Source organism: Salinicola endophyticus (assembly GCF_040536835.1).
Taxonomy (GTDB): Bacteria; Pseudomonadota; Gammaproteobacteria; order Pseudomonadales; family Halomonadaceae; genus Salinicola; species Salinicola endophyticus_A.
Genome location: NZ_CP159578.1, coordinates 678,404 through 700,905 on the forward strand (window position 1 = coordinate 678,404; position 22,502 = coordinate 700,905).

At 67.7% G+C, this 22,502-nt stretch carries 21 protein-coding genes; 15 read left to right on the forward strand and 6 right to left on the reverse strand.

Going from position 1 to position 22,502, the window contains the following annotated elements; genetic code table 11:
* Positions 1-21: 21 nt before the first annotated feature.
* Both ABV408_RS03265 and ABV408_RS03270 read right to left on the reverse strand, forming a co-directional pair.
* A complete protein-coding gene (locus ABV408_RS03265; protein WP_353981043.1) occupies positions 22-972 on the reverse strand; it encodes an AEC family transporter in 951 nt (316 codons plus the stop codon).
* Between the two features lie 98 nt (positions 973-1,070).
* A complete protein-coding gene (locus ABV408_RS03270) occupies positions 1,071-1,856 on the reverse strand; it encodes an IclR family transcriptional regulator C-terminal domain-containing protein (RefSeq protein ID WP_353981044.1) in 786 nt (261 codons plus the stop codon).
* A gap of 316 nt (positions 1,857-2,172) precedes the next feature.
* Between ABV408_RS03270 and ABV408_RS03275 the strand changes: the two genes are divergently transcribed.
* The 5 genes from ABV408_RS03275 to ABV408_RS03295 are packed head-to-tail and all read left to right on the forward strand — an operon-like array spanning position 2,173 to position 7,023.
* Complete coding sequence (locus ABV408_RS03275; RefSeq protein WP_353982198.1) at positions 2,173-3,219, forward strand: ABC transporter substrate-binding protein; 1,047 nt, start codon at positions 2,173-2,175, stop codon at positions 3,217-3,219.
* Entirely contained in the window at positions 3,219-4,112 is an 894-nt protein-coding gene (locus tag ABV408_RS03280; RefSeq protein ID WP_353981045.1) for an ABC transporter permease subunit, read from the forward strand. Before ABV408_RS03275 ends, ABV408_RS03280 begins: the two co-directional genes overlap by 1 nt.
* A gap of 14 nt (positions 4,113-4,126) precedes the next feature.
* Positions 4,127-4,984 carry an ABC transporter permease subunit gene (locus tag ABV408_RS03285; protein ID WP_353981046.1) on the forward strand — a complete coding sequence of 286 codons (858 nt, stop codon included), beginning with the start codon at positions 4,127-4,129 and terminating at the stop codon, positions 4,982-4,984.
* A complete protein-coding gene (locus ABV408_RS03290) occupies positions 4,981-6,048 on the forward strand; it encodes an ABC transporter ATP-binding protein (RefSeq protein ID WP_353981047.1) in 1,068 nt (355 codons plus the stop codon). Before ABV408_RS03285 ends, ABV408_RS03290 begins: the two co-directional genes overlap by 4 nt.
* A gap of 51 nt (positions 6,049-6,099) precedes the next feature.
* Positions 6,100-7,023: a CehA/McbA family metallohydrolase gene (locus ABV408_RS03295; RefSeq protein WP_353981048.1), complete on the forward strand. Its 924-nt coding sequence runs from the start codon at positions 6,100-6,102 to the stop codon at positions 7,021-7,023.
* A gap of 27 nt (positions 7,024-7,050) precedes the next feature.
* Here the strand turns inward: ABV408_RS03295 and ABV408_RS03300 are convergent, their stop codons facing one another.
* The 3 genes from ABV408_RS03300 to ABV408_RS03310 form a co-directional block, all read right to left on the reverse strand.
* Positions 7,051-8,550: a tripartite tricarboxylate transporter permease gene (locus ABV408_RS03300; RefSeq protein ID WP_353981049.1), complete on the reverse strand. Its 1,500-nt coding sequence runs from the start codon at positions 8,548-8,550 to the stop codon at positions 7,051-7,053.
* A gap of 175 nt (positions 8,551-8,725) precedes the next feature.
* Positions 8,726-9,196: a tripartite tricarboxylate transporter TctB family protein gene (locus ABV408_RS03305; RefSeq protein WP_353981050.1), complete on the reverse strand. Its 471-nt coding sequence runs from the start codon at positions 9,194-9,196 to the stop codon at positions 8,726-8,728.
* 111 nt (positions 9,197-9,307) lie between these two features.
* Complete coding sequence (locus ABV408_RS03310) at positions 9,308-10,306, reverse strand: tripartite tricarboxylate transporter substrate binding protein (protein WP_353981051.1); 999 nt, start codon at positions 10,304-10,306, stop codon at positions 9,308-9,310.
* 174 nt (positions 10,307-10,480) lie between these two features.
* Here ABV408_RS03310 and ABV408_RS03315 point away from each other — a divergent pair, with 174 nt between their 5' ends.
* The 10 genes from ABV408_RS03315 (at position 10,481) to pcaG (ending at position 21,131) form a co-directional block, all read left to right on the forward strand.
* Positions 10,481-11,347, forward strand: a complete 867-nt coding sequence (locus ABV408_RS03315) for a saccharopine dehydrogenase NADP-binding domain-containing protein (RefSeq protein ID WP_353981052.1) — start codon at positions 10,481-10,483, stop codon at positions 11,345-11,347.
* Between the two features lie 138 nt (positions 11,348-11,485).
* Positions 11,486-12,835 carry an adenylosuccinate lyase family protein gene (locus ABV408_RS03320; protein WP_353981053.1) on the forward strand — a complete coding sequence of 450 codons (1,350 nt, stop codon included), beginning with the start codon at positions 11,486-11,488 and terminating at the stop codon, positions 12,833-12,835.
* A gap of 280 nt (positions 12,836-13,115) precedes the next feature.
* Positions 13,116-13,934 carry a CoA-transferase gene (locus ABV408_RS03325; protein WP_353981054.1) on the forward strand — a complete coding sequence of 273 codons (819 nt, stop codon included), beginning with the start codon at positions 13,116-13,118 and terminating at the stop codon, positions 13,932-13,934.
* Entirely contained in the window at positions 13,934-14,725 is a 792-nt protein-coding gene (locus ABV408_RS03330; RefSeq protein ID WP_353981055.1) for a CoA-transferase subunit beta, read from the forward strand. The genes ABV408_RS03325 and ABV408_RS03330 overlap by 1 nt, the downstream gene beginning before the upstream one ends.
* Entirely contained in the window at positions 14,722-15,927 is a 1,206-nt protein-coding gene (gene pcaF, locus ABV408_RS03335) for a 3-oxoadipyl-CoA thiolase (protein ID WP_353981056.1), read from the forward strand. Before ABV408_RS03330 ends, pcaF begins: the two co-directional genes overlap by 4 nt.
* 54 nt (positions 15,928-15,981) lie before the next feature.
* The gene (locus tag ABV408_RS03340; protein WP_353981057.1) at positions 15,982-17,295 is read left to right on the forward strand and encodes a TIGR00366 family protein; all 1,314 of its coding nucleotides are present in this window, start codon (positions 15,982-15,984) and stop codon (positions 17,293-17,295) included.
* A gap of 47 nt (positions 17,296-17,342) precedes the next feature.
* A complete protein-coding gene (locus tag ABV408_RS03345) occupies positions 17,343-18,533 on the forward strand; it encodes an alpha/beta fold hydrolase (protein ID WP_353981058.1) in 1,191 nt (396 codons plus the stop codon).
* 87 nt (positions 18,534-18,620) lie between these two features.
* Positions 18,621-19,544 (forward strand): LysR substrate-binding domain-containing protein, encoded by a 924-nt coding sequence (locus tag ABV408_RS03350; RefSeq protein WP_353981059.1) that lies wholly within the window; start codon positions 18,621-18,623, stop codon positions 19,542-19,544.
* Between the two features lie 197 nt (positions 19,545-19,741).
* Positions 19,742-20,488 carry a protocatechuate 3,4-dioxygenase subunit beta gene (gene pcaH / locus ABV408_RS03355; RefSeq protein ID WP_353981060.1) on the forward strand — a complete coding sequence of 249 codons (747 nt, stop codon included), beginning with the start codon at positions 19,742-19,744 and terminating at the stop codon, positions 20,486-20,488.
* A gap of 10 nt (positions 20,489-20,498) precedes the next feature.
* On the forward strand, positions 20,499-21,131 hold the full coding sequence (pcaG, locus tag ABV408_RS03360; RefSeq protein WP_353981061.1) for a protocatechuate 3,4-dioxygenase subunit alpha: 633 nt from the start codon (positions 20,499-20,501) through the stop codon (positions 21,129-21,131).
* 81 nt (positions 21,132-21,212) lie between these two features.
* Here pcaG and codB read toward each other — a convergent pair whose 3' ends face one another.
* Entirely contained in the window at positions 21,213-22,469 is a 1,257-nt protein-coding gene (codB, locus tag ABV408_RS03365) for a cytosine permease (protein ID WP_353981062.1), read from the reverse strand.
* Between the last annotated feature and the right edge of the window lie 33 nt (positions 22,470-22,502).

The following is a 22,502-nucleotide window of genomic DNA, read 5'->3' on the forward strand; positions in this document are numbered from 1 at the left end:
TTGCGTGGCGAGCCGGAGGTTTCACGCCGTGCCGAGTAGCCACTGGTGCGACAGCCAGATCCCCAGCGCCAGGGTCAGGGCGGAGAGCAGTGTGGCCATCACCATCGCCGCGGTGCCCATCTCGGCGAAACCGTAGCGCTGCCCCAGCAATGGATACATCGACAGCATCGGCGCGCAGGCGAAGACGATTGCGGCGGTGGCCAGCACTGGATCGAGGCCCGGTATCAGTAGCACCATCAGCACCACGCACAGCGGGTGCAGGGTCAGCTTGGCCAGCGCGAGACGTGTCACCCGCTTGACCATGCCGCGCACGCGCAGCCCGCATAGCGTGCCGCCGATCACGAACAGCGCCACCGGCGACGATGACGCCGCGAGCATCTCCAGCACCCGCGCCAGCGGCGCCGGCGGATGCAGATCGAGCGCCGCGAGCAGGCTGCCGGCGGCGATGGCCAGAATCAGCGGATGGCGCAGAACGCGCAGGGCTACCGGGCGGACGGTCGCCCACAGGCCGCCCCGGGCCTGACTCGCCAGCTCCGCCAGCACCAGCGCGGTGGGGATCACCAGCAGGTTCTCGATCAGCATGTTCAGCGCCAGGGCGATACCCGCGCTGGGGCCGACCACCAGTACCGCCACCGGATAGCCGATGAAGCCGCTGTTGGAGGCCGAGGTGCCGAGCGCGTACATCGCCCGGCGCGCCAGCGGCGCGTTGCCGCGCAGTGTCACCAGGGCGAAGGTGAGGGCGAAGGCGAGCCCCGAGCCCAGCCCGTAGACGAGCAGATAGGGGACATTGAAGACCTCGCCCAGCGGGCGCTGCAGCAGCGCCTGGATTACCAGCGCGGGCAGCGCGATGTTGATCACGTAGCGGCCCATGCCCTGGATGTGCGCCTTGTCGACGACTCGCTTGAGCACGGCCAGATAGCCGATCGCGAGCAGGATGAAGATAGGCACGATGGCGCCGAAGATGGTGCTCAAGGCGAGGACTCGATAATGGGGAGAGGATCGGTTTTTAGACTTAAGTCTAATATCATGATCCGGCGCGACGTCGGGGGCAAGTGTGATCGGCGCCGGGGTCAGTTGACCTGGGTCGCGATCTGCGCCGCCTTCTCCCGCAGCAGCGGCAGAAAGCGCTCGGTGAGCGTGGCGAGCTCGACGCGCGCCGCGTTGGTGCTGACGTTGAGTGCGCCGATCAGCTCGCCGTGGGCGTCGAAGGCGGGGATCGCCAGCGAGCGCAGGCCGGAGTCCAGCTCCTGGTCGACCACGCAGTAGCCCTGCTCGCGGACCTGCGCCAGGCAGTCGCGCAGCGCCGCGGTGTCGGTCAGGCTGTGCTCGGTATGGCGCTGAAGGTCGACCCGTGCCAGGAAGGCGTCGCGCTCTGCCGTCGGCAGCTGGGCCAGCAGTACCCGCCCCATCGAGGTATAGGCCGCCGGCAGCCGTGTGCCCACCGCCAGCGAGATCGACATCAGCCGGTGTGGCGCCGCCGAGCGCGCCACGTAGGTGACGTCGTCGCCGTCGAGCACGCCCATCGACGACGACTCGCCGGTGGCGTCGGTGATCGCCTCCAGATGCTGCTGGATCACCGTGCGATAGCCGTTGGAGGAGAGAAAGGCGTAGCCCAACTGCAGCGCCTTGGGCGCCAGCTCGAAGGTACGCTGTTGCTTGCGCACATAGCCCAGCGCATGCAGCGTGAGCAGAAAGCGTCGTGCGCGGGCGCGGTTCATGCCGGTCTTGGCGGCGACCTCGCTCAGCGTCATGCGCGGCGTGCGCTGGTCGAAGGCGAGAATCACCTCGAGCCCGCTGGCCAGGGCGGTCACGAAGTCGCGATCCTCAGGGGTGAGCGTATCGTCCTTGGAGTCCATGCCGATCTCTTCCTTCCTTCCTTCGCGAGGTGGTGTTCACTACCCCATCTTACGCAAGGTTCGGCTGGCGAACATCCGTTCAGCACGCGCTAGCGCCCAAGGTGGCTATTGGCCGGCGTCATAGGCTGGTCATGCTGGCGTCATGTGCTGGTCATGCTGGCGTCACGATGACGGCGCAGGATTCGGGTCCTGTCAAAGCATGCCTCACCGGCTGCCTCGACTTCCTCGACCCGCCTGGAGCCAGCCGATGAATGTTTTGTCATGTCGCCGTCCGAAGCCGCTTTCCTGCACCTTGGGGACACTGCTGTTGACCGCCATGATCGCCAGTCCCGTTCACGCGGCCCCCTCTCAGCAGTTGATCGACGCGGCCAAGCAGGAGGGCATGTTGACCACCATTGCCCTGCCGCATAGCTGGTGTGGTTATGGCGACGTGATCGCCGGCTTCGAGAAGAAGTACGGCATCAAGGTCAATGAGCTCAACCCCAACGCCGGCTCGGGCGATGAGCTGCAGGCGATCAAGGCCAACCAGGGCAATACCGGCCCACAGGCGCCGGACGTGATCGACGTCGGCCTCTCTTTCGGGCCGGTGGCCAAGCAGGATGGCTTGCTGCAACCCTACAAGGTCTCGACCTGGGACTCGATCCCCGATGACGTCAAGGACGCCGAGGGCTACTGGTACGGCGACTATTACGGCGTGCTCGCCATGGGCGTGAACCGCGACATCTATCCCCAGTCGCCGCAGAGTTTCGCCGATCTGAATGCCAGCGAGTACACCAACGGCGTGGCGCTGGCCGGCGACCCGCGTACCGGCAACAGTGTCATGATGACCGTCTACGCCGCCGGGATCGCCAAGGGTGGCAAGGCGGGCGCCGACGCGCTCAACGCCGGCATCGCCTACTTCAAGCAGCTCAAGGACAAGGGCATTCTGGTGCCGGTCAACGGTACGGCGCAGAACATCGCCCAGGGCACGACGCCGATCTACTTCGATTGGGACTACAACCTGCTGGCGATGCGCGACAAGCTCGACGGCAACCCGCCGATCGATGTCGTCGTGCCCAGCGATGCGGTGGTGGCAGGGGTCTACGTGCAGGGCATCTCCGCCTATGCGCCGCACCCCAACGCGGCCAAGCTGTGGATGGAGTATCTCTACTCCGATCAAGGGCAGCTCGGCTGGCTCAAGGGGTACTGCCATCCGATTCGCTTCAACGACATGGTCGAGCGCGGTGTCGTGCCGCAGGCACTGCTCGATCGCCTGCCGCCGGCGGAGAACTATCGTAAGGCGATCTTCCCCACCCTGAAGGCGCAGTCCGCGGCCAAGACGGCCGTGGCCGATAACTGGGCGCGGGAGATGGGAGTCCAGTAATGGCGCATCGCCTTCTGCGGGCGCGAGCAGATGCGGCGAGCCTGAGCGGCTCGCCGCTGTGGCGCTGGCTGGGTCTCGTGCCGTTCGCGCTGTTCGTGCTGCTGTTTCTGATTCTGCCGGTGCTCTATCTGGTCCAGGGGGCCTTTCAGACCCCGCAGGGGCAGTTCACCTTCGACAACCTGCGCGCGCTGGCGTCGCCGGCGATCGCCAACGCCTATTCGCTGTCGATCCGTCTCAGCCTGGTCTCCGCCGGGCTGGGCGCGCTCTTCGGGCTGCTGCTCTGCTATGCGCTGCTCCACGGCGGCCTGCCGGCGTGGCTGCGGCATGCCTTTACCACCTTCTCCGGGGTGGCTTCCAATTTCGCCGGCGTGCCGCTGGCGTTCGCGTTCATCGCCACGCTCGGCCGGCTAGGTCTAGTCACCGTGCTGCTGCGCGATCTGTTCGGGATCAATCTCTACGCCAGCGGCTTCAGCCTGTTCTCGTTCTGGGGGCTGGCGCTGACCTATCTCTATTTTCAGCTACCGCTGATGCTTTTGATCATCACGCCGGCGATGCAGGGGCTCAAGCGTGAATGGCAGGAGGCGGCGGAGAGCCTCGGGGCCAGCCGCGCCCAGTACTGGCGGCGAGTGGCGCTGCCGGTGCTGACGCCCTCGGTATTGAGCTGTTTCATGCTGCTGTTCGCCAACGCCTTCGGCACGCTAGCGACGGTGGTGGCGTTGACCGGTGCCAACTTTCCGGTGGTGCCGATACTGCTGTTCCAGCAGATCCGCGGCAACGTGCTCTACAACCCCAATCTCGGTTTCGCGCTGGCACTGGGCATGGTGGTGATCATGGTGGTGACCAATCTGCTCTACTTCGTGCTGCGCGCGCGCGCCGAACGGTGGCAGCGATGAGGCGGGGCAACGCGATGAGATGGCGCAAAGTCGAGAGCGCAAGGCGCTGGCCGCTGCTGTCGTGGAGTATCGTGCTGCTGGCGGCGGGCTATTTTCTGCTGCCGCTGTACGCCACCTTTCAGTTCTCGCTGGGCATGCAACGCGGCGAGACCAGCTTCGCCGCCTATCACTGGCTGTTCGCCAGCGAGCGCTTCATCGATAGCCTCTCCTACTCGGCGGTGGCCTCGCTGCTGGCGATCCTGGCGGGCACGCTGCTGGTGGTACCGACGGTCTACTGGGTGCGGCTGAAGCTGCCGCGGGCGCGCGGCTTCGTCGAGTTCGCCAGCCTGTTGCCGCTGATCATCCCGCCGATCGTGATGGTGTTCGGCTACATGCGCCTGTACGGCGACGGCTCGCTGCTGCCGTTGACCACCAGCGACTCGCGCCTCGATCTGCTGTTGGTGATCGGTTACGTGGTGCTCGCGCTGCCCTACATGTTCCGCGCCATCGATACCGGCATGGCGGCCATCGACATCGTCACCCTGACCGAGGCGGCTGAGAGCCTCGGCGCCTCCCGCTGGCGCATCATCGTCAGCGTCATCTTCCCCAACGTGCGCTCGGCGATCGTGGCCGGCGCTTTCCTGACGCTGTCGATCTCGCTGGGCGAATTCGTCATGGCGAGCCTGCTCAGCCGCCCTGCCTTCGGCCCCTATCTGGTGCAGATGGGGCAGGACTACGCCTACCAGCCCGCGGCGCTGGCGATCATGGCCTTCGTCATCACCTGGGTATGCATGGCGTTGATGCAGTTCTTTGCGCTGCGCAAGCCGGGGCAGCGTTTCCTGCCGCGGCTATGGGCAGGGCGCGCGACCAAGAAGGAACGGGACGTCTCATGAGTTTTTTGCAATTGCAGGCCCTGGGCAAGCGCTTTGGCGAGCATACCGCGGTCGAGGGGTTCGATCTCGAAGTGAAGCAGGGCGAGTTCGTCGCCTTCCTCGGCCCTTCCGGCTGCGGCAAGACTACGGTCCTGCGCATGATCGCCGGCTTCGAGACGCCCAGCGCCGGCGTGATCCGTATCGGTGAAGAGGAGGTGACCCGGCTGCCGGCCAATCGCCGGCATATCGGCATGGTCTTCCAGAGCTATGCGCTGTTTCCCAACATGAGCGTCTACGACAACGTCGCCTTCGGGCTGAAGATCGCCGGCCTGGCCAAGCGCGAGATCGATGTTCGGGTGCGTGAGATGCTGGCGCTGATCGATCTCGAACCGCTGGCGGGGCGCTATGCGTATCAGATGTCGGGCGGTCAGCAGCAGCGTGTCGCCCTGGCGCGAGCACTCGCACCGCGCCCCCGGGTACTGCTGCTGGACGAGCCGTTGTCGGCGCTGGATGCGCGCATCCGTGTGGCGCTGCGCGACGACATTCGCCGGATTCAGCGTGAGCTGGGCATCACCACGGTCTTCGTCACCCACGATCAGGAGGAGGCGCTGTCGATCTCCGATCGCGTGGTGGTGATGCATCAGGGGCGCGCCGACCAGATCGGCTCGCCGGCGCAGATCTACAACCGCCCGGCCACGCGGTTCGTGGCCAGTTTCGTCGGCACCCTCAACACCTTCGAGGCGCGCGTGGTGGCCCCGGGCGAATCTCTCGTCGAGATGGCCGGGCAGCGCCTTTGCGTACAGGCCCTGAGGCAGCGCGTGGCGGTTGCCGCGGGCGACAGCGTCACCCTGGCCCTGCGCCCGGAAGCCTTCGGCATCCAGCCGCACGGCGCCGACGACGTCGCGCTCGATGGCGAGGTGCTCGACTGCCGCTTTCTGGGCTCGGTGATCCGCGTCCAGGTCGAGGTGGCGGGCCAGCGGATCGCCTGCGATATCTTCAACCAGGCCGGGACGCTCGAGCCACACCCGGGAGAGCGTATCGAACTGCACTTTTCCGCCGGTGACGTCTTGCTGCTCGACGACTGACACCACACGCCCGTTTGCGCCTACGAGTCGATGACCAAAGAGAGAGTTATCGTGAGACCTGAAGCCTTCTCCCGCCCCGGCCGCTTCTACCGCGGCAACCTGCATACCCACTCGACGTTCTCCGACGGTGTTCTGGAAGCCGCCGAGGTGTGCCGACGTTACCGCGCCGAGGGCTACGATTTCATCGCCCTGACCGATCACTTCATCGGCATGTACGACTACCCCGTCACGGATACACGCGCCTGGAGTGACGAGGGCTTCACCACGCTGCTCGGCGCTGAGCTGCACAGCGGTGCGATGCAAAATGGCGAACTCTGGCATCTGCTGGCGGTGGGGCTGCCGCTGGATTTCGCGCCCTCGCATACGCCGAGCTTTCAGCCGGTAGACGGGCAGGAGAGCGGTCCCGAGCTCGCCGCCAGGGCGCGCCGGGCCGGTGCCTTCGTGGCCATCGCGCATCCGCAGTGGTCTGGCCTGACGCTGGCCGACGCGCGCACCATCGAGGCGGCGCACGCGGTTGAGATCTACAACCATGGCTGCGCCAGGGGCTGCGATCGCGGCGACGGTATGGCGATCGCCGATCTGCTGTTGACCGAGGGGCGCCGGCTGAGCCTGATCGCCACCGATGATGCCCACTTCAGCGAGCCGGATCACTTCGGCGGCTGGGTGGAGGTGAAGGCCGAAGCGAACACGCCGGAACTGCTGCTGGAAGCGCTCAAGCGCGGTGACTTCTACGCGACTCAGGGCCCAGGCTTCGTGGACATCGTCGTCGATGAGGAGGCGGTCGAGGTCGCCTCCACGGCGGTGTGCACGGTCATCGTCCAGGCCTCGGGAACGGCGGCCAGCGCGATTCACGGCCACTCGATGACCCGGACCCGCATACCGCTTTCACGCTTCATCCGGCGTGAATGGATCCGGGTGACGCTGATCGATGCTGGCGGACGCCGGGCCTGGAGCAACCCCATCTGGCGCGAGTGAGCACCGCCGCCGACATAACGCGCTGCGTCAGGCGATCTTCTCCCGGCGTAGCAGACGCTTGAGCGGCGAGTGGCCGAGCAGGAGAAAAAGTACCGCCAGGGTCAGCGCCAGCGACAGCGGATGGGTGAACAGCCCGCTCACGAAGGCGGCGCTGTCGTTGCCCACCGAGGCCATCGCCTGGCGATAGGAGGTGTCCATCAGCGGGCCCAGGATCACGCCCAGGATCACCGGCCCCATCTGGAAGCGGAACACTTTCATGAAGTAGCCCAGCAGGCCGAAGCCGAGCATCCAGTAGACCTCGGTCATGCTGCCGTTGAGCGAGTAGGTGCCGACCACGCAGAGCACCAGGATCAGCGGGATCAGGATCGCCTTGGGCAGCTCCACCACCTTGGCGAAGAGCTTGATGCCGGTGAGCCCGAACAGCAGCAGGAACAGATTGGCCAGCACCAGATTGCCCACGGTGAACCAGAAGATATAGGGCGTCTCGATCATCAGCATCGGGCCGGGGTTGAGACCGTGGATGGTCAGCGCCCCGATGATGATCGCGGTCACCGCGTCGCCCGGCATGCCCAGCGTCAGCATCGGCACATAGGCCCCGCCCACGGCGGCATTGTTGGCGGTCTCCGGGGCCACCAGCCCCTCGTAGGCACCCTCGCCGAACGGCTTGCTCGGCTTCTTCACCGTGCGCTTGGCGTGGTCGTAGGCGAACAGCGAGGCGATATCGCCGCCGGTGCCGGGCAGGGCGCCGACGATCACCCCGATCAGCGAGGTGCGGATCGACAGCGGCAGAAACTTCAGCACCAGACTCAGCGACGGCAGGATCTTGTCCACCTTCTGGCGCACCGGCGTGGCGTCGAGCTGGTGCAGCTGGAAGAACGCCTCGGCGACCCCGAACATGCCGATCATCACCACCACGTAGTGGATACCGCCCATCAGCTGCATGCTGCCCAGGGTGAAGCGCGGATCGGCGGTCACCGGGTCGAGCCCGACCAGGCCGATCACCGCGCCCAGGGCGGCGGCGAAGATCCCGCGGGAGAGCGATTCGGCGGCCAGGCTGCCGACCAGCAGCAGGCCCAACGCGGCGATCAGGAAGTAGTCGCGCGGGGCGAACTTGAGGGCCATGTCGGAGAGGTAGGGGGCGACGCTGGCCAGCACCAGGGTGCCGAGCAACCCGCCGATCACCGACATCACCGTGCTCAGGCCGATGGCCCGCCCGGCTTCGCCCTGCTGGGCCAGCGGGTAGCCGTCGAAGGCGGTGGCCACCGACGAGGGCGCGCCGGGAATGTTGAGCAGGATCGCCGTACGCGAGCCGCCGTAGACGCCGCCGGTGTAGATGCCGACGATCAGCGCCAGGGCGTCGTTGACGTCCCAGGAGAAGGTGAAGGAGATCAGAATCGACGTCGCCATGGTGACCGAGAGACCGGGAATGGCGCCGACGTAGATACCGGCCAGGGTGCCCGCCGCGGTCAGCATCAGCAGCGACGGGTCGAGCCACGACATCAGGAAGAAGGAGAGGGTGTCACCCATGGGAAACCTCGTTGGCGAAACGCTGGCGGCTCAGAGGGTGTTTACAAATTCGACGAGCGAAGGCGAGACAAGGCGAAATCGGCCGAAAAAGACGGAGTTTACGTGGTGTAAATGAGTACTTTGAGGTCGATTTCAACGCCGTATCGTCGAGCGCAGGCATTTTGTAAACACCCTCTCAGGGGAGATAGACCTGGAATAGCAGTGTGAACAGCGCATAGATCACCGTGGTGATCAGCACGGTGACGAGTACGGCACTGAGCCAGTGGCCGCGCCGCAGACAGAGCTGGGCGATGAGCAGGAACAGCGCCGTGGCGGCGATGAAGCCCAGCCCCGGCAGCGCCAGCAGATAGCCCACGGCGAGCAGCGAGAACAACACCACCGGCAGCGGGAAGTGGGTGGTGAGGAACTGGCGCAGCTCGCCGAGGGCGCCGCCGGCCTCGGGTCGCGGATGGTGGCGCTGGCCGAGCAGGATCGAGAGCATGGTGACGATCATGATCGCCCCCAGCAGTAGCGGAAAGGCGCCCGCCGAGTTGGGCAGCTCGAAGCCCGAGATGCGGTAGGCCTCGTAGAACACGCCGACGCTGAACAGCAGCAGCAGCAGATTGAAGGCGCGCTCGCCGGCTTTCAGTGGAGGGGGGTGAGACATGCGACACTCCAGGACGGCGGCGCTTGGCGCCGCCGGAAATCAACGGGAGGCCGCGCCGTGCCGGGGAGGCGGGCGGCGCGGCGCGCGTGGTTCATGGGGACGCGCGGCGTATCAAGGCTTGGGAATGCCCACGCTCTCCGGCGAGACCTTGGCCGAACCGGCCTTCTCCAGGGCCCAGGCGGTCACCGACTGCCAGCGCTTCAGGAACTGCTCGGCCTCTTCACCGTGCAGGTTGAGCGACTTGGCACTGTTGTCGGAGAGGAAGCGCTGGAACTGCTCGTTGGCTACCCCCTTGGCATAGGCGTCGCTGAGCGTATCGACGATCGCGTCGGGCGTATCCTTGCGCACCGCCACGGCCCAGAACGGCCCCCACGGCAGGTAGGCGGCGATCTTCGGCAGCGCCTGGGTGATCGGCGGGATGTTCGGCAGGCCCTCGACCGGCTCGCGGGTGAATACTGCCAGCCCCTTGAGCCGGCCGGCCTTGATCTGCTCCTTGGCCGCAGCGAGGCTCAGCGGCATGAAGTCGATATGATCGCCGAGCATGGCGGTGATGCCGGGGCCGTCGCCGCCGAAAGTGACGCTGCGCACCTCGAGGCTGTCGACCGCATTGATCATCGCCAGCAGCGTGCTGGGCAGGCCGCCGGCCCCGGTATCACCCATGCGCAGCTCGTCGGGATGCTGATGGGCGTAGTCGAGCAGGTCCTGGAAATTGTCGAACGGGCTGTCGGCGGGGGCCGCGATCACCACCAGGCCCTGGGCGATGACGTTGATCGGCTGCATGTCGGCGTAGGTGAAGTCGGCCAGGCCCATGATCGGATAGAGCTGCGGGTTCTCGGCGCCATAGAGCACGGTGTAGCCGTCGGGGCGTTTGTGCATCACCTCGTTCATGCCGATCACGCCTGTACCGCCGGGGCGGTTGTTGAGGATGATCTTGGTGCCCAGCACCTCCTCCACGTGCGGGGTCAGGCTGCGTGCCACGTTGTCCGTGGCGCCACCGGCGCCCCACTGGATGATGCCCTGGATGTTGTGCTCGGGGTAGTCCGCCGCGGCCAGCGAGGTCGCCGTCAGTCCAGTGGCCAGGGCCAGCGCCGTGAGGGTGTGCTTGAGCATGGGAAAAGCCTTTTGGATATTGTCTTGGGTGTGTCAGCGTACTGTGGTTCGTCGTGCGAGTGGCGGTGCTCGGGGGACCCACCGGGGGGCGATTATGCCTGAAAGCCGCGGCTTCCGGGTGGCCGGGTTATCATGATCCTTCGTCTACCACTTCTCGGCGAAGGAGACTCTTACATGCAGTTAGGCTTGATCGGCCAGGCGATCCAACACTCCAGCGCGCCCGACCTGCACCGGCGTCTCGGCCGGCTGCTCGGCCTGCCGGTCACCTACACGCTGTTCGATGCGCTGATCGCGCCGCCGGTCTCGGTCCCGGTGCAGGTGGCCGAGCTGCGCGCCCAGGGCCTGCGCGGGGTCAATGTCACCTATCCCTACAAGGAGCAGGCGCTGGCCCTGGCCGATAGCGCCAGCGAGGGTGCCCGTCTGGTGGGTGCCGCCAACACTCTGATCTTCGACGCCGCCGGGGTCCACGCCGAGAATACCGACTTCACCGGCTTCGTGGCCGGCTACCGCGCGACCCTGGGGGCGCGGGCGCCGGGCCGGGTGCTGATGCTGGGCAGCGGCGGCGTGGGCAAGGCGGTGGCCTTCGGGCTGGGCCAGCTCGGCGCCGAGGAGATCCTGCTGCTGGATCTCGACCGCGCCAAGGCCGACTCCCTGGCGGCGCAGCTCACCGCGGCCGGGTTCGCGGCACGCGCGGTGGCGCCCGAAGCCCTCGCTGCGCTGGCTGGGGAGTGCGACGGGCTGGTCAACTGCACCCCGATCGGCCACGAGAAGAGCCCCGGCTGCCCGCTGCCCGGGGCGCTGATCCGCGCCGACCAGTGGATCTTCGATGCCGTCTACGTGCCCGCACGCACTGAGTTCATCGCCCGGGCCGAGGCCGCCGGCGCCGCGGTGATCAGCGGTGTCAGTCTGTTCGTGTACCAGGGTGTCGACGCCTTCAAGCTGTTCTGGGGCGAACCGGCGCGGGCGGCCGAGGTCGACGCCCAGACCCCGGCGCTCTACCGCCACTATCATCAGCAATTGCTGGGCAGCCACGCCGGGTGAGCCGCGGCGCTCGCATTCTCTCTGCACGGGCGGGGGCAGTGGCGTGACCGCCGCGCTTGCCCTGGCATCGCGCGCCGACCTAGCATGAGTGCGTATCACGAACATTCGTTCGCCAAGCGATGCGCGCCGGGAGATCCCATGTACGACACCCTGTTTCGCCACCCTTTCATGAGTGCTGCCGGTCTCGCCGCCCTCGAGGCGCGTGAGGTCGTCGCGGCGATGCGCGAGGTGGAGTTGGCGCTGGCGGCGGAGCAGGAGGCGTGCGGCGTGCTGCCGCCGGGCACGGCGGCGGCGCTCACCGCGGCGCTGCCGCTGGAGGCGTTCGACTTGGCGGCGTTGGCCGCCGAGGTCGAGAACGGCGGCAACGCCGCCATTCCCTTCGTCAACCAGGCCAAGGCGTGGCTGCCGGAGTCGCTGCGGCGCCATTTCCACCGTGGCGCCACCAGCCAGGATATCGTCGACTCGGCGCTGATGCTGCTGCTGCGCCCGCGGCTGGTGGCCATCCGCGAGCACCTGGCACGCACGCGACGTGCCGCCTGCGCGCTGATGCGCGACCACCGCTCGACGCCGATGATCGGGCGCACCCTGATGCAGCAGGCGTTGCCGATCACCTTCGGTGCCAAGGTGGCACAGTGGGCCTGGGGGCTCGAGAGCGCCGACGCGCGTCTGGCGGCGGTGATAGATGGTGGGCTCCCTGTGCAGTTCGGCGGTGCCGTGGGGGTGCATTCGGGCCTCGACGAGGGGCTCGAGATCATGGCCGGGCTCGCCGCGCGGCTCGGGCTGGCGGCACCGCTGCTGCCGTGGCACACCGACCGCCAGCCGCTGCTGGCGCTGATGGGGGCGCTCGACGCCGCCGCGGTGGCGGCGGAGAAGATGGCGCTGGATATCGCCCTGCTGTGCCAGAGCGAGGTCGCCGAGCTCAGCGAGCCGGCCGCCGAAGGGGTGGGCGGCTCGTCGTCGATGCCGCACAAGCGCAATCCGGTCGCCTGCGCGCGCATCCGCGCCGCCGCGCGCCAGGTGCACGCGGCCCACGCCACCGTGGTCAACGCCGGGGCCCAGCCGCTGGAGCGTGGCCTCGGCGAGTGGCACGCGGAGTGGGCGCCACTGCTGGATGGCGTGCTGCTGGTGGAGGGCGCGCTGGGGTCACTGGCGCCGCTGCTGGCGGGGCTGGAGGTCCACGTCGAGGCGATGGCGCGCAATTTGCGCCTGAGCGGCGGGGCGGTGCTGGCGGAACCGGCGGCGCGCCTGCTGGCGGAAGCGCTACCCAGCGCGGCGGCGCAGCGGATCGCCCGCGAGGCCGGCGAGACGGCGCGCCGCGAGCAGCGCGACTATGCCGAGGTGGTGCTGGCGCAGCCCGAGGTGGCGGCAGCGGTGGCGGCGGCGACGATCGATCCTTCTGCGCTACGGTCGGCGCTGGCGATCGACTTATACATTGGTAGTAGCGAGGCGCAGGTCACGCGCGTGCTGGCGCGTCTCGATCCCTCCTAACGTCCTGTTCTACAAGACATCACCGACTCACTGCAGCGATCTCGGCGAGGCCTCCACGGAGGCCTCGCTGCGTTGTGCGATTGACCACGGGCGACGGTGGCGATAGCGTGTTCGTAATGCAAACCAGTGTTCGCAAAGCGAACATTTGCCGGCGTCACGAAGGTTGTCGAAGTGGGCGCGACAGCGATGCGCGGCATATCGAGACCCACCAGGGCTGTGGCTGGCGGCCGTCGGTTTGCCGTCACCTGAAAGCCCGTCATCTGAAGGAGAGTCACGCACGATGGCCGAATTCCTCTCGCTCCGCGACGCCGTGGCGCGTTACGTCGAGGATGGGGCAACCCTCGCCATGGAAGGGTTCACCCATCTCATTCCGTTTGCTGCCGGGCACGAGATCATCCGCCAGGGGCGGCGCGAGCTGACCCTGATCCGCATGACCCCGGATCTGATCTTCGATCAGATGATCGGCGCCGGCTGTGCCCGCCGCCTGATCTTCTCCTGGGGCGGCAACCCCGGTGTCGGCTCGCTGCACCGCCTGCGTGATGCGGTGGAGCAGGGCTATCCGCAGCCGCTGGAGATCTTCGAGCACAGCCACGCCGCCATGGCCTGCGCCTTCGAGGCCGGCGCCGCCGGTCTGCCGCTGGCGGTACTGCGCGGCTACGTGGGTAGCGACCTGCCCAAGGTCAATCCGCAGATCAAGTTCATCGAGTGCCCGTTCACCGGCGAGCGCCTGGCCGCGGTGCCGGCGGTGCGCCCGGACGTGGGTATCGTCCATGCGCAGAAGGCGGACCGCGCCGGCAACGTGCTGGTGGAGGGGATCATCGGCGTGCAGAAGGAGGTGGTGCTGGCGGCGCGTCACAGCATCGTCACCGTCGAGGAGGTGGTCGACGAGCTGCAGGCGGGGCCCAACGCCTGCGTCATTCCCTCTTGGGCGATCGATGCCATCGCCGTGGCCGAGCAGGGCGCTTACCCCTCTTACGCCCACGGCTACTACCCGCGGGACAACGCCTTCTACAAGGCCTGGGATGCGATTGCCCGCGACCGCGAGACCTTTGCCGCCTGGCTCGAGGAACATGTCTACCACGCCGGAGGAGCCGCCTGATGAGCCTCGACTACACCGCTGCGGAAATGATGACCGTCACCGCCGCCCGGGCGCTGGAGAACGGCACCACCTGTTTCGTCGGGATCGGCCTGCCCTCCGAGGCGGCCAACCTGGCCCGCTTGACCCATGCCCCGGACGTGGTGCTGATCTACGAGTCCGGCACCCTGCAGACCAAACCCAATGTGCTGCCGCTGTCGATCGGCGACGGCGAGCTGTGCGAGACCGCGCTGAGCACCGTCTCGGTGCCGGAGATGTTCCGCTACTGGCTGCAGGGCGGGCATGTCGACGTCGGCTTTCTGGGCACCGCGCAGATCGACCGCTACTGCAATCTCAACACCACGCTGATCGGTGACTACCGCGAGCCCAAGGTGCGGATGCCGGGCGGCGGTGGTGCGCCCGAGATCGCCACCAACGCCGGCGAGGTGTTCATCACCGTCAAGCACTCCAAGCGCACCTTCGTCGAGGCGGTGGACTTCGTCACCACGGTCGGCTTCGGCCGCGACGGCACCGCCCGCGATGGCGTGCCCCACATCGGCCGCGGCCCGACCCGGGTGATCACCGACCTGTGCGTGATGAAGCCCGATCCCGAGACCAAGGAGCTGGTGGTGGTCTCGCTGCATCCGGGCGTGACCGCCGAGCAGGTCCAGGAGGCAACCGGCTGGGCGATCCGCTTTGCCGAGTGGCTCGAGACCACCCCCGAACCCGGCGCCAAGGAGCTGGAGGTGCTGCGCGAGCTCAAGGCGCGCACCGCACGCCACCATGCCGGCAACGAGACGGGAGAGAACGCATGAACGACGTCTATCTGTGCCGGCCGCTGCGCTCCGCGGTGGGCCGTTTCGGTGGCGCGCTGGCCAGCGTGCGTCCCGATGATCTCGCGGCACGGCTGTTCGAGGCGGTGCTGGCGCAGCACCCGCAGCTCGACCCGGCGGCGATCGACGACGTGATCATGGGTTGCGCCAACCAGGCCGGCGAGGACAACCGCAGCGTGGCGCGCATGGCGGCGCTGCTGGCGGGGCTGCCCACCAGCGTGCCGGGTTCCACCATCAACCGCCTGTGCGGCTCGAGCATGGATGCCATCGGCACCGCGGCGCGAGCGATCCGCGCCGGCGAGGCCGAGCTGATCCTCACCGGCGGTGTCGAGTCGATGTCGCGCGCGCCCTATGTGATCGGCAAGGCTGGCTCACCCTATGCGCGCAACCAGCAGATGGAGGACACCACCATCGGCTGGCGTTTCGTCAATCCGTTGATGGAGAAGCGCTACGGGGTCGACTCGATGCCCGAGACCGCCGAGAACGTCGCCGAGCAGTTCAAGATCTCGCGCGAGGACCAGGATCGCTACGCCTATCGCTCGCAGCAGCTGACCCAGGCGGCACAGGAGGCCGGCCGGCTGGGCGAGGGGATCGTGCCGATCGAGATTGCGCGGCGCAAGCAGGCGCCGCTGATCTTCGATCGCGACGAGCATCCGCGTCCGGAAACCACGCTGGAGGCACTGGCCAAGCTGCCCACGCCGTTCCGTGAGAACGGCAGTGTCACCGCCGGCAACGCCTCCGGGGTCAACGACGGCGCGGCGGCGATGCTGGTGGCCAGCGAGGCGGCGCTCACGCGCTTCGGGCTCGAACCCATCGCGCGCATTCACGGCATGGCCACCGCCGGGGTCGAGCCGCGCATCATGGGCGTCGGCCCGGTGCCGGCGACGCGCAAGCTGCTCGACAAGCTGGGTATGAGCATCGATCAGATGGACGTGCTCGAGCTCAACGAGGCTTTCGCCGCCCAGGTGCTGGCGTGTGCGCGTGAACTCGGTGTGGCCGACGACGACCCGCGGCTCAACCCCAACGGCGGTGCCATCGCGCTGGGCCATCCGCTGGGCATGTCGGGGGCGCGCATCATCAGCTCGGCGGCCTACGAGCTGGCGCGCAGCCACAAGCGCTTCGCGCTGTGCACCATGTGCATCGGCGTGGGCCAGGGTATCGCCACGGTGATCGAGCGGGTGTGAGCCGCGGCCACTTCAACCCCAACGACAAACGATAATTCGGTAGAGGGAACCTCGATGCAAGCGGTGACGCAATTCTCCGTGCGGCTGGTGCAGCGCTATCTGCCCAGCGCCTTCGTGCTGGCGGTGATTCTCACCGCCATCGTCTTCGTCCTCGGCATCGTGCTGGGCGAGCGCACGCCGCTGGACATGGCGCAGTACTGGGGCGAGGGGTTCTCTTCGCTGTTCAAGTTTGGTATGCAGATGGTGCTGGTGCTGCTGACCGGCTACGTGCTGGCGCTGACGCCGGTGATGCAGCAGCTCCTCGGGGCACTGACCCGGCAGGCTTCGACGCCGCGCCAGGCGCTGGCCATCACCATCGTGGTGAGCTTCGTCTGCTACTACCTCAACTGGGGCTTCGGCATGGTCGCCGGGGCGATCCTGGCGCGCGAGATGGGGCGCCGGGTGGCGGTGCACTTTCCGCTGATCGTGGCCGCCGCCTACGGGGGGGAGCTGGTGCGCGGGCCCTCGACCTCGATCCCGCTGGTGATCGCCACGCCGGGCCACTTCATGGAGGATGCGATCGGTATCGTGCCGGTCTCTGACACCCTCTACGCCAGCTGGAACATCGCCCTGACCCTGGCCCTGCTGGCGCTGCTGGTGGCCTTCTTCATGCTGCAGAAACAGCCCGAGCAGATCGTGCGCCTGGAGGCGGCCGACGACCCCGCGGCGGACACATCGGCGCAGCGCGGCGACGGCAGCTTCTCCGACTGGCTCGAACACAGCCGGCTGCCGACGCTGTTCCTGGGGCTGCTCGCCGCCGCCTATCTGCTCGGTGAAGTGGCCAAGGGTGACTTCAGCATCAATCTCAACACGGTCATTCTGATCTTCTTCACCCTGGGCCTGCTGTTGCACCGCAGCGCGGCGGCCTACCTGGGCGCGGTGGAGAAGGCGGTGGGCGCCGCCCGCGGGATCATCGTGCAGTTCCCGCTCTACGCCGGCATCGCCGGGATGATGACCCACGCCGATCTGGTCACCCAGTTCTCCGAAGCGATCATCTCGGTGGCCTCCCGCGAGACCTTCCCGTTGTGGACCTTTCTCTCCGCCGGGGCGGTCAACTTCTTCATCCCCTCCGGGGGTGGCCAGTGGGCGATCCAGGGGCCGATCATGATGAAGGCGGCCTACGCCCTCGGCGCCGACCCTGCGCGCACCATCATGGCGTTCACGTGGGGCGATGGTTGGACCAACCAGATTCAGCCGTTCTGGGCGCTGCCGCTGCTCGGGGTGGCCGGCCTGTCGGCCCGCGACATCATGGGCTATCTGTTGATCTGGCTGGTGATCTCGGGCGTTGCCATTGCGGGGACTTTCGTCGCCCTGGCAGCCTTCGCCTAGGCTTTTTACGCCACCCGACCCGCGCAATTGAACCAAGGAGCCTGGTCATGCCTTTCGTCACGCTCGACGACCGCACCGTCGCCTATCGTCTGCTCGGCGGCGACACTCAGCCGCTGCTGCTGCTGGCCCATCCGCTGGGGATGAGCCAGGCAGTGTGGGACAGCGTCGTCACGCCGCTGAGCCGGCGCTTTCGCGTACTCACCTGGGACTTGCCGGGCCACGGCGCCAGCGCTGGCTGGGACCGTGCGCGCGGCGAGATCACCCCGGCGGCGCTGGCCGCCGAGGCCCTCGCCCTGGCCGATCTCGCCGGGGCCGAGCGCTTCCACTTCGCCGGAACCTCGATCGGCGGTGTGATCGGCCAGCAACTGCTGAGCGCGCATCCCGAGCGGCTCTACTCGGCGACACTGACCAATACCGGCGCGGTCATCGGCAGTGCCGAGATGTGGCAGACCCGTGCCGACCGGGTGCGCAGCGAGGGGCTGGCGGCCATGAGCGCGGAGATCGTCCCGCGCTGGTTCGCGCCGGCGAGCGTCGAGGCCGACCCCGCCCTGGCCGCCGGCTGGCGGCTGGCGATGGCGCGCAACGAGGATGAGTCCTATGCGCTGCTGTGCGAGATGCTCGGCCGCCACACCTTCGTCGGACGGCTGGGCGCCAATGCCGGCGCGGCGACGCTGGCGGTGCCGCTCACGCTGATCGGCGGCAGCGAGGATGGCGCCACGCCACCGGCGACCCTCGCCGCGCTGGCCGAAGAGTGTGGCGCCGAGGCACCGACGATCTTCGATGGCGTGGGTCACGTGCCGTCGCTGGAAGCCCCGGCACGCCTGGTGGAACTGCTGCTGGCACGGCTGACACCGTCACCGGCGATGGCCGAGCAGGGCGTCGATCACGCCACCGGGCTGGAGACCCGACGAGCGGTGCTCGGTGCCGACCACGTCGCCCGTGCCACCCAGCAGGCGACCTCGCTCGACCGGCCGTTCCAGCAGATGATCACCCGGCTGGCCTGGGGGGAGCTGTGGAGCGACCCTGATCTCGACCATCGCGAGCGCAGCATGATCACCACTGCGATTCTCGCTGCGCTGGGGCGCGAGGAGCTGACGCTGCATCTCAAGACCGCCAGGCGGATCGGCTTGAGCGAAGCCGAACTGCGTCAGGTACTGATGCACGTGGCGGTCTACGCCGGGGTGCCGGCGGCCAACCACGCCTTCGCCCTGGCCAAGCAGCACGGCTGGGGCGGTTGACGCCCCCGCGCGACTGGGCTCTCATCGGGGGCGATCGCCATCCGGGCCCGCTGCGGCCCGTGTGAACCCCGCCTCAGGAGTGCCGTGATGCTCAATGCCCGGGTCAAGCTGCGCCATCTGATGGCTTTCCAGGAAGTGGCCCGGCTCCAGAGCATGGCGCGGGCGGCGCAGACCCTCTCGATCACCCAGCCGGCGATGTCGAAGACCATCCGCGAACTCGAGGAGATCGTCGGCGCGGCGCTGTTCGAGCGTAGCCCGTCGGGGGTCACGTTGACCGCGGCGGGCGCGACGCTTTTGCGCCACGCCGGCCCGGCGCTGCGCAGCCTGGATGCCGGCTTCCGTGCGGTGCACCAGACCAGCGCCCGGGCGGTGGTGCGTCTCGGTGCGCTTTCCAGCGTCGAGCAGGGGCTGCTGCCGCTGGCGCTGGTGCGGCTGGCGCAGACGCTGCCGGGGGCGAGGGTACAGGTGACTACCGGTTCCAGCGCCTATCTGCTCTCGCGGCTGGGGCTCGGCGAGTTGGAGATGGTGGTGGGGCGGATGAGTGAGGCGCGCGAAATTCGCGGGTTGCACTTCGAGCCGCTCTACCACGAGCCGCTGGTGCTGGTCGCCCGCGCCGGCCATGCGCTGGCGGCGGGGGATGCCGCGGCGCTGGCCGCGGCCGCCTGGGTGATTCCGCCCGCGGCCACCACATTGCGCGAGCAGGTCGAGCGCTTCTGGGTCGAGCAGGGCGGCTGGTGCCCGCCGATCGCGCTGGAGACGCTCTCGCTGTCACTCAGCCGGCGCTACGTGCTGGCCACCGAGTCAGTGTGGGTGGCGCCGCTGGATGCGGTGCGCGAGGATCTTGCCAGCGGCGTGCTGGTGCGCTTGCCGGTGGCGCTGGAGACCCATGGCGGGGCGCTCGGTCTGTGTACCAATCTGTCGCTACCGTTGAGTGCCGGCGCCGAGCGGCTGCAGGCGTGCCTGCGAGAGATCGCCGCCGAGGTGAAAGGCGCTGACGTCGACGAGCCTTGAGTGACACTCGACGGCCACGCGCGCTCAGACCTCACACATCAGGGGGTACGAAAAATCGGCGAGCGCAGGCATTTTGTAAACACCCTCTTAGACCTTCGGCCGATATAGCTCCCCGGTTATGCCCGAGCGCGAGGCTTTCACTTGGCAGGTGACGGCGGTGGGGGACAATGGAGCCACCGACGAGCTGGAGAGGCCCCATGCCCTACAATGACGACACGCGCTTCGTGCCCCGCGACCGCGAGTGGCACCCCCCGGCCCACGCCCCGGGCTACAAGACCAGTGTGGCACGCTCGCCGCGTCAGGCGCTGGTCAGCCTGGTTGCGCCGACGCGCTCGGAACTCGCTGGCCCCGACTTCACCCGCCTGCGCCTGGGCCCCCACGACAACGATCTGTTGCTCAACTTTCGTGAAGACCCTGCCCTGGGCGGCGCGGCCGGTTTGCCCATCGGCGAGCGTATCCTGCTGTTCGGCCGCGTGGTGGATCAGTTCGGCAAGCCGGTGCCGCAGACCCTGGTAGAGATGTGGCAGGCCAATGCCGGCGGCCGCTACCGCCATCAGAAGGATCGCTATCTGGCCCCGCTCGACCCCAACTTCGGCGGTGTCGGCCGCTGCCTGACCGACGCCGACGGCTGGTACCGTTTCCGCACCATCAAGCCCGGCCCCTATCCCTGGCCCAACGACGTCAATAGCTGGCGCCCGGCGCATATCCACGTCTCGGTGATGGGGCCCTCGATCTCCACCCGGCTGATCACGCAGATGTATTTCGAGGGCGATCCACTGATCCCGCTGTGTCCGATCGTCAACACCCTGCGTGATCCGGAGGCGGTCGCCACCATGACCGGGCGCCTCGACATGGCGCGCAGCCGCAGCATGGACTGCCTCGCCTACCGCTTCGATCTGGTGGTGCGCGGCGCGGTGCAGACCTATTTCGAGAATCAGGGGTAAGGAGACCGTCATGCATCAGCCCAACTCACGCCCGCTCGCCGACACCCTGCTCAAGGAGACCGCGTCGCAGACCGCTGGCCCCTACGTGCATATCGGCCTGGCCCTGGATATCGCCGGTCTGCCGCCGCGTGATGAGGAGATCGGCCCGCAGCTCGCCGGCGACGCCGCCAAGGGCGAGCCCATCGAGCTCGTCGGCCGGGTCATCGACGGTAATGGTGACACCGTGCGCGATGCGCTGCTCGAAGCCTGGCAGGCCGATGCCGACGGTGAATATCAGTGCCAGTTCGATCTCGCCGCACCCTTCAACAGTTTCGGGCGCAGTGCCGCCACCGCGCAGAACGACGGCGAGTGGCGCTTCACGACCATCAAGCCCGGCGCGGTGACGCTGGCGGACGGGCGGCGCATGGCACCGCACGTCAACCTGGCGATCTTCGCCCGCGGCATCAACATCCAGCTCCAGACCCGGCTCTACTTCGACGACGAGACGGACGCCAACGCCACCTGCCCGATCCTCAACGCGATCGAATCACCGACCCGACGCCAGACCCTGATCGCGGCCCGGGAGACGCGAGAGGGACGAACCTGCTACCGCTTCGATATCCGCCTGCAGGGCGAGGGTGAGACGGTGTTCTTCGATTTCTGAGCCGCATGGGCGGCATCCCCGCCGCCCGGTCATGTTGTGTGCTTGGCCTCCTTCGGTATCTGGGCGCGGGTGAGCGCCAGGTCACTCCCTGGCCGCGCCCGGCAGTGGGCCGAAGCGCGGCAGTTTCAGCAGCACGGCGTAGCTCGCCGCCGCCACGATGACCCCCACCAGCGGCGGCAGTACCGGGGAGAGGTAGGCCGTCGCCGAGGCGATCACGTAGGCGGCCAGCCCGGTCCAGTTGAAGGCGGGCAGGCGCACCTCGGCCAGCGCCGGGTAGCGGCCCTTATGCTGGAGCCAGAAGTCCGCCATGATCACGCCGCCGATCGGCGGGATGAAGGTGCCGAGCAGCACCAGAAACGGAATCAGCAGATCGTACATGCCCCCCACGGCCAGCACGGTACCGATGGCGGCGCCGGCCACGGTGACCACGCGGCGCTTGTCGGTACGCAGCAGGTTGCAGCCGGCCACGGCGAAGTTGTAGATGGTGTTGTCCTGGGTGGTCCAGATGTTGAGGAACAGCATCAGCACGGCCAGCGTCACGAAGCCCTGGGCCAGCATCACATCGACGATATCCGCCTGCTGATAGATCATCGCGCCCAGTGCCCCGGTCAGCACCATCAGGCCATTGCCGACGAAGAAGGCGCCGAGCGTCGCGATCACCGCGATTCTGGGAGTGCGCGCGAAACGGCTCCAGTTGGTGGCCTGGGTACCGCCGCTGATGAAGGTGCCGATCACCACGGTGATGGCGGCGGCGACGCTCATGTGCTCGCTGGGTGTCTGGCCCGTCAGGCCGGAGAGACCGCCCACGTCCACCATACCGGTGTAGAGGCTGATCAGGATGAACAGCAGCATCGCCGGCACGGCGACCCGGGACAGCAGGTCGAGCCCGCGAAAGCCGATCATCGCGGTGATGCAGAAGGCCAGGCCGAACAGCACCATCAGCGGCGTCTCGAGCGCTGCCGACAGGCCCAGCGTCTTGACCAGCACCACGGCGATGGTGGCGGTGCCCCAGGCGTACCAGCCGATCTGGGTGAAGCCGAGGAGGGCGTCGGAGAGCTTGCTGCCCACCTCGCCGAAGCAGAAGCGCCCCATCAGCACCGAGTTGAGGCCGCTCTTGCAGGCGATATAGGCCAGTGCCGCCGCGTAGGCGCCCAGCAGCAGGTTGCCGATGAGAATCACCCACAGCAGTTGGTCGAACGAGAAGGCGCTGCCGAGGGAGCCGCCCGCCCACATGGTGGCGGTGAAGAAGGTGAAGCCGAGTAGCACGGCCGAGGTGGAGAGCAGCCCCTTGCGTTCGCTGGGGGGCACTTCGCTCAGTGGGTAATCCGAGGTTTCCATGACGTTCTCCGCATGACGTTGGTCTGAACAGTG

Bases quoted from the DNA above. Each gene is read 5' to 3' on its own strand.
- ABV408_RS03270 (WP_353981044.1), bottom strand. From the start codon at position 1,856: ATGGACTCCAAGGACGATACGCTCACCCCTGAGGATCGCGACTTCGTG.
- ABV408_RS03275 (WP_353982198.1), top strand. From the start codon at position 2,173: ATGATCGCCAGTCCCGTTCACGCGGCCCCCTCTCAGCAGTTGATCGAC.
- ABV408_RS03280 (WP_353981045.1), top strand. From the start codon at position 3,219: ATGGCGCATCGCCTTCTGCGGGCGCGAGCAGATGCGGCGAGCCTGAGC.
- ABV408_RS03285 (WP_353981046.1), top strand. From the start codon at position 4,127: ATGAGATGGCGCAAAGTCGAGAGCGCAAGGCGCTGGCCGCTGCTGTCG.
- ABV408_RS03290 (WP_353981047.1), top strand. From the start codon at position 4,981: ATGAGTTTTTTGCAATTGCAGGCCCTGGGCAAGCGCTTTGGCGAGCAT.
- ABV408_RS03300 (WP_353981049.1), bottom strand. From the start codon at position 8,550: ATGGGTGACACCCTCTCCTTCTTCCTGATGTCGTGGCTCGACCCGTCG.
- ABV408_RS03305 (WP_353981050.1), bottom strand. From the start codon at position 9,196: ATGTCTCACCCCCCTCCACTGAAAGCCGGCGAGCGCGCCTTCAATCTG.
- ABV408_RS03310 (WP_353981051.1), bottom strand. From the start codon at position 10,306: ATGCTCAAGCACACCCTCACGGCGCTGGCCCTGGCCACTGGACTGACG.
- ABV408_RS03315 (WP_353981052.1), top strand. From the start codon at position 10,481: ATGCAGTTAGGCTTGATCGGCCAGGCGATCCAACACTCCAGCGCGCCC.
- ABV408_RS03320 (WP_353981053.1), top strand. From the start codon at position 11,486: ATGTACGACACCCTGTTTCGCCACCCTTTCATGAGTGCTGCCGGTCTC.
- ABV408_RS03325 (WP_353981054.1), top strand. From the start codon at position 13,116: ATGGCCGAATTCCTCTCGCTCCGCGACGCCGTGGCGCGTTACGTCGAG.
- ABV408_RS03330 (WP_353981055.1), top strand. From the start codon at position 13,934: ATGAGCCTCGACTACACCGCTGCGGAAATGATGACCGTCACCGCCGCC.
- pcaF (WP_353981056.1), top strand. From the start codon at position 14,722: ATGAACGACGTCTATCTGTGCCGGCCGCTGCGCTCCGCGGTGGGCCGT.
- ABV408_RS03340 (WP_353981057.1), top strand. From the start codon at position 15,982: ATGCAAGCGGTGACGCAATTCTCCGTGCGGCTGGTGCAGCGCTATCTG.
- ABV408_RS03345 (WP_353981058.1), top strand. From the start codon at position 17,343: ATGCCTTTCGTCACGCTCGACGACCGCACCGTCGCCTATCGTCTGCTC.
- ABV408_RS03350 (WP_353981059.1), top strand. From the start codon at position 18,621: ATGCTCAATGCCCGGGTCAAGCTGCGCCATCTGATGGCTTTCCAGGAA.
- pcaH (WP_353981060.1), top strand. From the start codon at position 19,742: ATGCCCTACAATGACGACACGCGCTTCGTGCCCCGCGACCGCGAGTGG.
- pcaG (WP_353981061.1), top strand. From the start codon at position 20,499: ATGCATCAGCCCAACTCACGCCCGCTCGCCGACACCCTGCTCAAGGAG.
- codB (WP_353981062.1), bottom strand. From the start codon at position 22,469: ATGGAAACCTCGGATTACCCACTGAGCGAAGTGCCCCCCAGCGAACGC.